This window comes from Lewinellaceae bacterium, from assembly GCA_020636105.1.
GTDB lineage: Bacteria > Bacteroidota > Bacteroidia > Chitinophagales > Saprospiraceae > BCD1.
In genome coordinates, this window is the sequence record JACJYL010000001.1 from 2,600,825 (window position 1) to 2,614,635 (window position 13,811).

The window sequence follows — 13,811 nt, forward strand, 5'->3', positions numbered from 1 at the left end:
CTTCAAGTTATTTATTATTTAATAAGGATAATAGGGAAAGGAAGGTTTTAATCATTTGGGAGCCTGCGAAATACTATTGTCGCAGGTTCCCATATTTTTTTTAATGACTATATTTTATTTTAAAACAAATCTTTATGGAAAGAATCGACCATTGTAAAAATCTGATACATTTTACGAAGGGTAAAACATCATTAACATCATATGAAGATGCCTATGAAACATTTTTAACAATAATTAGATCTGGAAGTTAAAGGGAGGAAATGGTTTTATTTTAGGTAAGCACAACTGTATATGCTTTACAGAAGCACCGGCAAAATGCTTAACAAATAAAGGAAAAATAAATCCAAAATATTTTTCCAGATATTCTCCCTTTGGTTTTCAATTTACAAAAAAATACATTTTTAGTTTGTCAGGAAGACATGTTATTTATGGTAAGCGGGAAGAATATGAAAAATTTAAGAAAAGTGATGATATTAATTGGCGTTTCGTTTCGTATGATCCGGCTTTAGATGGACGGCTGGACTTTTCGTGGGAAAGAGAATGGCGGATTAAAAAAGAAGATCTAATTCTCGATCCAAATAATGTTAAATTAGTTTTTCCAAATTTCCAATGGGTGGATAGGTTTATTAAGGATCATGAAAAAGATTATCACACTAATGAAGACGGTTATTGTAAAGAATGTTTTTGTACAAGAAAGGCTACCGTATTAAATTATTCTGATTTTATGAGTAGGGAAAAATGTGAAAATTTATCAGGAACTTGCCCAGATCCAGATATGTTTCCATGGGTTTTAATTAATTTAAATGAAAAAATAATTGGTCGTTATAATGTTTAAACTGTGTTAATTGCAATTAAGAATCTCAATGATTTTTGCATTTCTGCCTCATATAGGTTTAAATGAGAGGTGAACCAATTATTCTTAAAAGCTTTCTCCTTATTTAGATCAAATATACATTGTTATAAAGTTTGGTTTTTTTTATTGCTTTTGGTAACATAAAGTCTTATAATCCGTACGAAATTAGACTTATCACTAATGAGGATTTTCTTAACTCAAAACCTATCAACCAATGTGGAATTTTTTTAAACCGAAAAAGTCTATTCAATCTGAGATCCAATCAGATTTAAAAAATGCAAATCGATCTATCAAAGTTGCCGTTTCCTGGCTTACGGACCCTGTTCTAATCACAACATTGATTAAAAAAGTAAGACAAGGAGTTGATGTTAAGATTCTTCTTTCTTCTAATGAACTAAACATTTTAAGGTTTGAATTATTTCGAGAAATTCAAAAACTAGGAGGAAAAGTTCAAAAATGGGGGAATGCCGAAACGGAGAAAGGAGGCTTTATGCACTATAAGTTTTATGTAATTGATGATGCGTTCGCAAAATCAGGGAGTTATAATTGGTCAATTAATGCTACTACTAATGCAGAGGCATTGGATAAGGTCGAAGTGAATGAAAAATTAGACCAATTTAATGATCTATGGGTAAATAGTAAAGATTTTTTTTATCAAATTGATAATCCAGAACAAAAAAGAGCTGAATTAGAAAATATCCGAACTTCTCGAAATTTAACTATTCTTAGTCCTGAAACACTTATTGCTGTTAGGGCAGCTGAACAAGAAGTGAACAGAATAAAAATTAAACATGATGCTGAAAAACGGCAAAGAGATCAAGACAATGAAACACTAAAGGCTCAATTAGAAATAGAAAAGAAAGAGCGCGAAAAATTAGAACGTGAAAAAAAAGCAAAAGCAGAAGAAGCTCAATACAAACCCAAAGAAGGAGTAAAAACAACAACCCTACCACCAACAAGTTATGGATATACAGGCAAATGATTTAAACTTTTATAACAATTTTTTTGGAAGTTATTCTGATATTAAATTAGTTAAAAAGTTTTCGTACGAAAAAAAAATCCATTCGTTTAATGGAGAAATTAATTTGGGTTTAAGTGGTGTTGAAACCTCATTCAAAGTTTGTATTCCAGAAGATTACCCTTTTAAAGAAATTAAATTTTATTGTAAAAATCATCAAGGGTATCCCCATCAAAATTATGATCAGGCGGTATGTTTAAATACTACCTTTGTCAATCATCTATACACACGGCTAGAACTTGATGTCGAAAGCTTAAAAGGTTGGGTAAGTAAATATATTTTAGAAAATGAGGAAGATGAGTTTTACGAGTATATCCCTGGAAAATATGAAGGACTAGTCAATTTTATTTTTGAAGAAGGTGAATTAAAGCCAGATAGATTTTTGAAGGAGAAGTTTGGAGTAATGCAATATTCTGTATTAAATTATCAGACCAATGAAGAAAATAAAATTAGTAACATAACAGCACTTTGTCAAGAAGTAGGCAATGTTAAAATGGAGTGGTCAAACGCTTATCAGGATAAAGAAAAATTTCTGGGATTATGGTTGTTTTTGGAGCAGGAGCCAGTTGTCAAAAAGAAAGAAAGATTTGAAAATTGGAATGAACTCCTTCCTGTTTTACCCGAAAATTTTCTACTCTACTTAGAAAATTTTCGTAAAAAAACGGCTAATGCCAAAATAGGAAAAAAGACCTTTAGAAATAATATTCTTATTGCTGTAGGATATAAAATTCCATCGAATGAAGGACCAGATAAATTCGAGATTCATTGGGATCTAGTTTTGTTTTCTAAAAAGGAGTTTCCTAAAAAGCGAAAGTACCTCCGTGATTTGAAGGATTATAGTGGAAAGATTCATTGGGAACAGTCATATAATGCTTCCTATAATCGATTTTTTGGTCGTGGGGCTCTAACTAGTAAAATAACTGCCGGCAAAATTTTAATACTTGGCACAGGGGCAATAGGAAGTACTTTAGCTGAAACATTAGTGAGAGGAGGATTGAGAAAGTTAGATCTTGATGACACCGATATTGTAGAGCCAGGGAATATATGTAGAAGTAGTTATTCTTTTTCACAAGTTGGAGGGCCCAAATCATCATTGCTAAAACTTCTATTAGAAGAAATCTCACCTTTTATTGAAATCAATGCATCTGGTGTTATCCAACCTATTTCTAAAAAATCTAAAGATTATCTCGATTTAGAAAAAAAATTAAACGATTACGATTACATTTTCGATTGCTCTGCAAATAATGGAATCATTCAGATGTTGTCAGATATGGATCTGAAATCCAAAGTTTATTATATCTCCATGACAAATAAAGCGAAGGAGATGCTTTGTATTACAAGTGGGGATTGTCAAAGTATGATCGAAAGAAGGAACCAGATGCTCTTTTCCCTTAGCTCAGCTCATCAACCAGAATTTAGAGAAGGTACTGGTTGTTGGCACCCCACCTTTGAAGCAGCTTTTTTTGATATTAATCAACTTTTAAATTATGTCATAAAAAAAATAAACGTTTCAGAGGCCTTGAATTTACCATCCAAATCATTTTATACCTTTTATAGAGATGAGGTTATATTAAGCTCATTTGATACTAAATATTATCAAAAGGAATTAGGACTTGTGTTCACGATTGAAAGTAATTGCTTGGATAAAATTTATGAATTAATTTGGGATCATTATCCAAAAGAGTTCGGAGGCATTATGATTGGAAGTTATATCAATAATAACAAAGAGGTGATTGTATCTGACATCATAGTTCCTTCAGACTATAGGAGCAGCTCAAGAGGATTTCAGCCCAATCCAGAAGACCTAAATCTAAAATTAAAAGGTATTGATGAAAAATATGATGGTAAATTATTTTATGTAGGGGATTGGCATAGCCATCCTGGTGGGTCCAATCAATTTAGTAGCCCAGATTTACAATCCATAACAAGAGTAGCAAAATCTTCAAAGGTTAATACACATAATCCTATCCTGCTTATTGCTTCATTTGGAGAGAATTACTTTGATCCAGGAGTATATGTTTTCTTTAAAAATCAATTGCACAAATATCAAAGAGAAAATTAATGTAGTTAATATTGAGGCTAAGAAAATAGTGATAGAATGATTAAAAAACAAGTATAACAATGTTAGATTAACCCAAAAATTCCCTATTATTACTCCCCATAAATTCAAGTAACCCAACTAAAAACATTAATGCAATAATCCCGTATACATACCACACAACCTAAAACCAACCAAAAATGAAATTCAACGAAGACTCAAGAGTGAAAATCCCCTCCATTTTACATTTGACCAGGTTGGGATACGAATACCTTTCTTTGAAAGGGGCCAGTTGGGATGTTGAAACCAATATTTTTCCAGAAATATTTATGGATAGTGTTGTTAAGATAAATGACGGACTTGCGAAAGAGGACGCCAGGCGTTTATTGGATGATGTTTCTTTGATGCTGGATAATGAGGATTTGGGTAAGGCTTTTTATGAAAGATTGGTGGAAAAATCCGGTGTCAGACTCATTGATTTTGAAAATTTTGAGAATAATACCTTTAATGTTGTTACCGAGCTGACTTACAAAAAGGATGACGAGGAATTTAGGCCGGATGTTATTCTGCTGATCAATGGGATGCCTTTGGTTTTTTTGGAGGTTAAGAAACCTAATAACTTAAATGGAATTTTAGCGGAGCGGGATAGAATCAATAAACGATTCCAAAATAAGAAATTCAGAAGGTTTGTCAATATCACCCAGGTGATGTTGTTTTCGAATAATATGGAGTATGATGACGGTGCCACTACGCCCATTCAGGGGGCCTTTTATGCCGCGGCTTCCTATCAAAAACCTATTTTCAACTATTTCCGGGAAGAAGAGAAATTGGATTTATCTCAATTGTTGGATGCTGAAAATGAGGCCATTGAAAACCGGGTCCTTAAGGACAATAATTTGGTCGGGATAAAAAATTCAGAGGAATTTACGACCAATAAACATCCGGATACACCTACCAACAGAATTTGTACTTCCTTGCTTAGCAAAGACCGTTTGTCCTTTATCCTTCAATATGCCATGACCTATGTGAAAGAGGAAAAGGGAATCGAAAAACACATCATGCGATATCCGCAATTGTTTGCGACCAAGGCGATTGAACAAAAATTGAACGAAGGCATTAAAAAAGGTATCATCTGGCATACGCAAGGAAGCGGAAAAACGGCCCTGGCTTTTTATAATGTTAAGTTTTTGACGGATTACTACCAAAAGCAAGGCATTGTCCCCAAGTTTTATTTTATCGTCGATCGATTGGATTTGTTGATTCAGGCAGGCAGAGAATTTAGGAGCCGTGGACTCAATGTGCAGAATGTCAATTCCAGAGATGAGTTTGCCCGCACCATAAAATCTAAAAAGGCGGTAGAGAACGATTCAGGAAAACCTGAGATTACGGTGGTCAACATCCAAAAATTCAAAGATGACCCTAATGTTATCCGCTCGACGGATTATAATTTAAACTTACAACGTATCTATTTCCTGGATGAGGTGCACCGCAGTTACAACCCCAAAGGCAGCTTTTTGGCTAATTTAAAGGAGTCTGACCCTAATTCAATAAAAATTGGATTGACCGGCACGCCACTCCTGGGCGAGGATTACAACTCTAAATTGCTTTTTGGGGACTACCTCCACAAGTACTATTATAATGCTTCTATCGCCGACGGATATACCTTGCGATTGATCAGGGAAGATATCGAAACGAGTTATAAACTCAAACTCAAAAAAGCCCTGGAGGAGATCGAAATATTAAAAGGCAAAGGGGACAGGAAATTAGTATTCTCACATCATCGATTTGTAGAACCAATGCTCGATTATATCGTGTCCGATTTTGAGCAAAAAAGGATTGCTACCGGGGACAATAGCATTGGTGCAATGGTGGTTTGTGATTCTTCGGATCAGGCAAAAATGATGTTTGAAATCTTTAATAAAAAGTATGGAAAGTCAGCCTATACTGAAGTTCAGGAAGCCCTTCCAATGGCCGCCGAACCACGATTGGGTTATGGCGACCTAAAGCATTCAAATTCAAAAGTCACCTCCGCCTCCCTCATTTTGCATGATATTGGCACCAAAGAATCCAGAAAGAACGAAGTGGAAGCTTTCAAGGAGGGTAAAATTGACCTGTTGATGGTTTACAATATGCTGCTGACAGGCTTTGATGCCAAACGATTAAAGAAACTGTACCTCGGTCGGGTGATTAAATCGCATAACCTTTTGCAGGCCCTGACGCGGGTCAACCGGACGTATAAAGATTTTAGATTCGGGTATGTGGTGGACTTTGCCGATATCGAAAGCGAATTTGATAAAACCAATAAAGCCTATTTTGACGAGCTGCAATCGGAATTGGGGGACGAAATGGAAAGTTATTCCAACTTGTTTTTAACGCCCGAGGAAATTGATGCTCAAATCAGGGAGATCAAAGAAGCTTTATTTTTCTTTGACACAGCCAATGCTGAAAAATTCTCCCGACAAATAACACAGATCGAAGATCGAAAGCAAATGCTGGAGATTACCAAAGCCTTGAATGAGGCAAAAAATCTATACAATCTGATCCGTTTATCCGGTAATTATGATTTACTGGACAAACTCGATTTCCGAAAATTGACCATTCTTTCCAGGGAAGCCAACAATCATTTGGCACTCATCAATACCAAGGAGGCTTTGGAAAACGATGTGGACAATACCAATTTATTGAACATCGCCCTGGAGGATGTGATCTTTGCTTTTACCAAAGTACGTGAAGAAGAGTTGATTCTGGCCGATCAATTAAAAAATATCCTTCAAAGAACCCGGGAAGGTTTGGGTGGCAATATAGACCAGACTGATCCTCAATTTATTTCTTTGAAAGAAGAGTTGGAACGCTTGTTTAAAAAGAAAAACCTAAATGAGGTGACCAAAGCCGAAATGGAAAAGAATATTGTAGCTTTGGAATCCATTAATAAAAGATCCAAAGAACTGGACCGCAAAAATGAATTGATCCGGGCGAAGTATGAAAACGATGCCAAATACGCCCGCATTCACAAGCGGTTGATGGAAAAAGGGGATTTAACTGACAGCGAAAGCCAGTTATTTGAAGCTTTGAAAGGACTGAAAGAGGATGCCGACAACCATATCCTTCAAAATGCTAAAATGCTGGAAAATGAAAGTTACATTGAAAAAATGATGATGCGTTTGGTGATCAATCAATTCAAAACAAAAAATCATATCCCTTTGAATACAGAGAAATCCAAATTCATCAATGGTTTGGTGGTAAAAGAATATTTTAACGAATTTCACGGAAGAGCAATATGACAACAGTAGATTTTCAACATAAAACAAAAGCCCTAATTGACGACCTGAAAGGCGTTTGCGCCAATTATGGCCTGGGTAACGATGGCAATGAATTCAAGATTATAACCCAGGTTTTTCTCTATAAGTTTTTGAACGACAAGTTTGCCTATGAGGTCAAAAAGATTGATGAAAGCCTTAAAAATGTCCAAAAATGGGAAGATGTACTGAAAAATTATGGCCCGGACGATTACGAAATGTTGCTCATGCAGGTGAGTGAAGGAACGGCCCTGTTACATCCCAAACACTTTATCGCTGAACTCTACCACCGGCAGGACGAACCCAATTTTTCGCAAATATTTGACGATACTTTATCGGATATTGCAAAAATCAATACGGATATTTTCTCCGTTAAGGAAGACAGCGGGGCTAAGGTTATTTTGTTTGATCGGGTAAGTGAATTTGTTTCCGCTTCCAAGCGGGATGCTTTCTGTAAGGCCATCATCAATAAACTCGTCAACTTCAGTTTCGAACGTATTTTTGAAGAGAAATACGACTTTTATGCGACCATTTTTGAATACCTGATCTCCGATTATAATAAAGACAGCGGTGGCAAATATGCGGAGTATTTTACCCCTCATGCCGTGTCGCGTATCATGGCAGCCTGTTTGGTCAATGAAGGCGTTCAAAATGTAACCTGCTACGATCCTTCTGCCGGATCAGGGACTTTATTGATGAACCTGGCCCATGCCATTGGGGAAGATAAATGCACCATTTACTCTCAGGATATTTCCCAGAAATCATCGAGTTTATTACGATTGAATCTTATCCTGAATAATCTCGTTCATTCCATTCAAAATATCATCCAGGGTAATACCATCCAACACCCTTATCACCGGGACGAATATGGAAAGCTGGCTAAGTTTGATTATATCGTTTCCAATCCACCCTTTAAGCTGGATTTTAGCGATTACTTAAACGACCTGGACACCAAGGAAAACAACGAACGTTTTTTTGCGGGGTTGCCTAATGTACCTAAGGCGGCCAAAGATAAAATGGCCATTTATCCTTTGTTTATACAACACATCATGTATTCGCTGACGGAAAATGGTAAAGCTGCCATTGTAGTACCCACAGGTTTTATCACCGCACAAAGTGGGATAGAGAAAAAAATCAGACAACGAATGGTCGAACAAAAAATGCTGGCCGGAGTGGTGTCCATGCCGAGCAATATTTTTGCGACGACCGGTACCAATGTGAGTATCCTTTTTTTGGATGTCAACAATAAAGCAGATGTGGTCTTATTGGATGCCTCCAAACTAGGAACGAAAGTGAAAGAGGGGAAAAATCAAAAGACATTATTGAGTAAAGAAGAAGAGAAAAGAATTATTGATGTCTTTAACAAAAAAGAAGTAGAGGATGATTTTTCAGTAGTAGTATCCTATGATGAAATTGAAGCAAAAAATTATTCTTTGAGTGCGGGTCAGTATTTTGAGGTGAAGATTGAGTATGTAGACATTTCCCAGGAGGAGTTTGAGGATAAGCTTGAAAAAATTGAAAAAAATATAATTGAACTTTTTTCAAATTCAAGGATATTGGAAAAGGAAATTCAGGAAAATTTAAAACTGGTTAGATATGAGTGAATTCCCATATGTGTATTTGAAGGAACTATGTACAGTGAACCAAGGACTGCAAATTCCTATTTCAAAACGTTTTAAAGAATCAGGCGAAAATCGTTATTTCTACATTACAGTTCAATTCCTTAAAAAAAGCCATACAGAGAAATATTACGTTGAAAATCCTCCACCGTCTAGCATTTGTTATGAAGATGATATTATTGTAGTTAGAACAGGAAGTACAGGTCAGATATTGACTGGAATCAATGGTTGTTTTCATAATAATTTTTTTAAAGTTAATTACCATAGCGAAAAAGTATTAGGTAAATACTTGTACTACTGTCTAACGTCTAAGGAAAAACAGAATGAAATGAAAAGGAGATCAGGGATTACAACAATCCCCGATTTAAATCATTTCATGTTTTTAGATATGAAAATTCCTCTACCTAAATATGGGGAACAAAAGAACATAGTAAAATTACTTGATAGTATAAATTCAAAAATCGCCCTCAACAATCAAATCAACGCAGAGTTAGAAGCTATGGCGAAGTTGTTGTATGATTATTGGTTTGTGCAGTTTGATTTTCCGGATGAACATGGTAAGCCTTATAAGTCTTCGGGTGGTAAGATGGTGTATAGTGAGGTTTTGAGGAGGGAGGTGCCTGTGGGGTGGGAGGATGGCCTTTTAGATGATTTAGGTTCTATTATTGGAGGAAGTACACCTTCACGAAAGGAACCAGATAATTTTTCTGATAATGGCATTCCGTGGATTACGCCTAAAGATTTATCTTTAAATTCAAGTAAAAAATTTATAACAAAAGGTGAATTAGATGTCAGCGATAAGGGATTAAATTCCGCATCTCTAAAGATTTTACCAAAGGGAACAGTTTTATTAAGTTCTAGAGCTCCAATTGGTTATATGGCGATTGCCAGAGAAAATTTAACTACAAATCAAGGGTTTAAATCATTTGTTCCCAAAAAAGGGTTTTCTACGCCTTTCATTTATTATGCTGTTAAAAGTACCATGAAAGTAATTGAGCAAAATGCATCTGGCTCAACATTTAAAGAAATCTCTGGAGGGGTATTGAAATGCATTTCTATTTGTCTTCCAGAAAGGGAAATTATTGAAAAATTTACTAAAAAAGTTGATTCGATTTTTAAAAGACAAGACCTTCTTGAACTAGAAAACCAACAGCTCGCCGAGTTAAGAGACTGGTTGTTGCCTATGTTGATGAATGGGCAGGTGAAGGTGGGGGAGTGATGGAATGCTTTAGAAGCAAAGGATCTTCGTAATGATACAACTTTGACTACAACAAAGCCAACCAAAAAATAAACATGAAAGACATATCCGAATTAATTCAATCCTTTCTCAAATGGTATCAAAACGATACGCATAGTGACGAGGAGGATGCTTATAAAGATTCCATTACATTGGAATGCATTGAAAAGCTATCTAAGGAAGCCTTCATAGAATTTTTTTATCAGTTTGCCTATGATGGAGGAAAGGTACAATCGCAGGGGTACCGGACCGCTTCAAATTTCAAATCATCTATAGAGCTCAACTACCCAGAATTCAGAAAAAGGATATTGGATGTTTTTTCTCCTTCTTTCGATCTTGCTGAATGGCTGTCCTGGACGGAAGGGTTTAAATACTTTGGTCAGGGGTTGGTGACCATTTTTTTAAACAGGGTAAATAAACACCAATACATCATTGTAAACACTAAAAGTATCGGTGCTTTGAATGCCCTTGGATTTGACATCAAAAATCGCAAGCTCCAGGACACCTATTTTGCCATCCACGCTGCGGAGCAACAGTTGATAGATGAATACCCAGAATTGGATAATTTTTATCGGGTAGATTCCTTTACTCATTTTTTATTGGGTACTGATGAAGGGAAAGCATTACTTAAAAAACACAATCAGATGGAATTTTTCACACAAGAAGAATTGGAGTCTTTGAAAAAGTGGGCAAAAACCAGATGCAACCGAGAGGAAAATGTTGAGCATCAAAAAGCATATAATCAATTATCGGAATTGTATGCCAAAGTTCAGTATTGGGCTCAAGAAACCCTTGCAGCTTGTTTCCCTAAAGGAAAAGAGAAAACAAGAAAAAGCCCGACTAACCAGAGAAGTAATTTTGAAGAATATCAATGGTCCAAAATTTACCCTACTGAGAAAGATTTTAATGACAAATGGTTAGCTTTTGCCGTTAGTGTTGATATCGATGGTTTTTTTGAGGTAAGAATTGATACAGTCGGGGAGGGAGATGAAACGGAACTAAGAAAAGCTTATTTGGAATATCGAGGCGAGTATGATAATAGTTCACCAATCATCCAACGATTTACACAAGAAGAAATTTTATCAGGCAACTGGGAGGATTTGATTGCAAAAAGTAAAGCAGTTGTTGAGGAGATAAAAGACCATTACGATATAATAAAAAAGCTAATTGGCACAGACGGCGTTGAAGAGTCGGAGGAAAAATACAGGTCGATAGATCATCCCCTTAATACCATTTTTTATGGCCCTCCAGGGACCGGAAAAACCTATCATACGGTCTTAAGGGCCGCTGAAATAATTGAAAACCGGGTTATTGAAGATTACAAGGAAGCCAAAAAGATATTTAATGAAAACCTACATAAAACCATTGAGTTTATCACATTCCATCAAAATTACAGCTACGAGGATTTTATTCAGGGTTTAAGACCGGATGTTGAAAACGGAGACAATTTGATCTTTAAAAAAAAGGATGGCGTTTTTAAGGAATTGGCAGATACGGCATTAAAGAATCTAAGAGAATTCGAACAACCTAAAATTGTCAAAAAACCGTTTTTTGAAGTTTTCAATGAGTTTATCAGACCGATGGAAGAAGGAGAGCAGGAGGAGATTGAAGTAAAGATGAAGCAGGTTTCTTTTCATATTACCGGGGTGTTAAAAAATTCCATCGAATTTCGAAAAAATAGTGGTGGAACGGGCCATAACTTAAACATCCATACCCTTGAGAAAATGTATGAGGCAGAATCCATTATGGAACAGCAAGGACTCACTTCTTATTATACACCATTGCTAAACAAACTTTTAGCCCTTGGAAAGGATCAAAAAGGAAAAATAGAAAAGGTAAGAAAAAAGAACTATGTCATCATTATAGATGAAATAAATAGGGCAAATATTTCTCGTGTGTTTGGGGAGTTGATTACGCTTATAGAGCCAGATAAAAGGTCGCATGGAGACATTCCTTTGGAAGCTGTTTTGCCTTCAGGAGATAAGTTCAAAGTTCCTTCGAATTTGTATATCATTGGAACCATGAATACCGCTGACAAATCCATCGCCCTATTGGATATTGCGTTAAGAAGGCGGTTTGAATTTGAGGCTATGTATCCTCAATATGAAATAAATGGACACGATGTGTATGACCAAGAAATATTACTAAAGATCAATACAAAAATCATCAAATCCAAAGGGCATGATTTTCAAATTGGACATGCCTACTTTATGGGAGAAAATAAGGACCTGGTTCACCGCATGAATAAAAAAGTAATTCCGCTTTTGTTGGAGTATTATATGAATGACGACAATGAAGTGAGATCTATTTTGACCGAGGCCGGATTGGAAGTAGAGGAAAATTCCTGGCCTTTAAAAATAAAAGGAAAACGTGGTTAATTTATTTGAGTATCAAAACAAAGCCCCTATTCCGGATTCCTTCCACGGACTTGAAGCCTTTCTTGATGACATTTGGAAGAACCGGGAAAAATCATCTTACTATTTTGATCAGGAAGAGAACAAAGTAGAAAGCCAGCGGTTTCTCCAATTTCTTCATAAAACAAATGAAATAAAATCCAATAAGTATGTGGGCGTAATCCATTTTGAAGGTCACAAAATAAACTTGTTACCAAAAATATTTTACGACTCTGGCAAAGATTATTCTTCAAGCGAAATTCACCAAATTCAAAATCATATTCTCTGGTGGTTAAGCTATTGCAGGAAAATAAAATTTCCAAATTACCAGACTTCCCTGGGCAGTTTAAAGAGTGATTTTTTTGAAGTATTAATTTATCTCTTTTCAAAATATACCCGGGAGTTACTTTCCAATTCCATTTACCAGCAATATGAGGAGGTTAATCGTGAATTATCCTTTATCAAGGGGCGACTGGATACCACTAAATATATCAATCAGAATTTAAGCACAGGAAGGTGGCATAAATTGAATTGTTCTTACGATGCCTTTGTGTTCGATAATAAATTCAACAGAATTATTAAGTCGGTCACCAACCTTTTATTCAAGGTTACTAATAGTCAGGACAACAAAAAACATTTAAGAGAAATACTGTTTATTCTGGACGAAGTTTCAGATTATTCGGCAACGGCTGAAGAGTGTGCCTCTATTCAATTTAATCCCATGTTTGGTGAGTTTGAAACGGTAAGAGATTACTGTTATTTATTTTTATCAAACTCCATTTCTTTCAACTACAAAAGTGATTTAAAACTATTTGCCTTTCTGCTTCCAATGGAATACGTTTTTGAGGATTTTATCTTTGGCTTTATTGATAAGGAATTGGATTCGGTTAAAGCAAAAGCTCAAAGGAGTGATATTTATTTAGATGAAGCGGAAAACTTCAAACTGAAACCTGACTTGTTTCTAAAAACTACCAGCAAGTCCTTAATAGCTGATACAAAATATAAGATTGTTTATTCCGATGAGAAAGACCCTAAAAAGGGGATTTCACAGAGTGATTTATACCAAATGCTTGCTTATGCTGTAAGATTCAAAGTTGATGAAATAATTCTGTTTTATCCCAATACAGTGAATCAAAATCAAGAAGCGTTTACTAAAATAATTGTTAAAGATGCTTTGGCTGAAGATCGATCGATTACCATTAAAGCATATCAATTACCCATCATTAATATTGATCTTTTGGCAATGAATTTAAAACCTAACATGGACTTTTTAGAGCTTTTTGAAAGTACAAAAAGTAAATTGAAGCAAACGATTATTGAGATTTTGGAACCTATTATTTGAAATAGTCACGATAAA

General features: G+C 35.5%; 8 protein-coding genes. All 8 read left to right on the top strand.

Going from position 1 to position 13,811, the window contains the following annotated elements; translation table 11 throughout:
* Positions 1-406: 406 nt before the first annotated feature.
* On the top strand, positions 407-835 hold the full coding sequence (locus H6571_09815; GenBank protein MCB9324017.1) for a hypothetical protein: 429 nt from the start codon (positions 407-409) through the stop codon (positions 833-835).
* 232 nt (positions 836-1,067) lie between these two features.
* Positions 1,068-1,835, top strand: coding sequence for a hypothetical protein (locus H6571_09820; GenBank protein MCB9324018.1), 768 nt, complete (start codon positions 1,068-1,070; stop codon positions 1,833-1,835).
* On the top strand, positions 1,816-3,933 hold the full coding sequence (locus tag H6571_09825) for a ThiF family adenylyltransferase (protein ID MCB9324019.1): 2,118 nt from the start codon (positions 1,816-1,818) through the stop codon (positions 3,931-3,933). The genes H6571_09820 and H6571_09825 overlap by 20 nt, the downstream gene beginning before the upstream one ends.
* 176 nt (positions 3,934-4,109) lie before the next feature.
* Positions 4,110-7,190 (top strand): type I restriction endonuclease subunit R, encoded by a 3,081-nt coding sequence (locus tag H6571_09830; protein ID MCB9324020.1) that lies wholly within the window; start codon positions 4,110-4,112, stop codon positions 7,188-7,190.
* The gene (locus H6571_09835; GenBank protein MCB9324021.1) at positions 7,187-8,809 is read left to right on the top strand and encodes an SAM-dependent DNA methyltransferase; all 1,623 of its coding nucleotides are present in this window, start codon (positions 7,187-7,189) and stop codon (positions 8,807-8,809) included. Before H6571_09830 ends, H6571_09835 begins: the two co-directional genes overlap by 4 nt.
* Positions 8,802-10,043: a restriction endonuclease subunit S gene (locus H6571_09840; GenBank protein ID MCB9324022.1), complete on the top strand. Its 1,242-nt coding sequence runs from the start codon at positions 8,802-8,804 to the stop codon at positions 10,041-10,043. Before H6571_09835 ends, H6571_09840 begins: the two co-directional genes overlap by 8 nt.
* A gap of 74 nt (positions 10,044-10,117) precedes the next feature.
* On the top strand, positions 10,118-12,439 hold the full coding sequence (locus H6571_09845) for an AAA family ATPase (protein MCB9324023.1): 2,322 nt from the start codon (positions 10,118-10,120) through the stop codon (positions 12,437-12,439).
* Positions 12,432-13,796: a hypothetical protein gene (locus tag H6571_09850; protein ID MCB9324024.1), complete on the top strand. Its 1,365-nt coding sequence runs from the start codon at positions 12,432-12,434 to the stop codon at positions 13,794-13,796. The genes H6571_09845 and H6571_09850 overlap by 8 nt, the downstream gene beginning before the upstream one ends.
* The last annotated feature ends 15 nt before the right edge of the window (positions 13,797-13,811 follow it).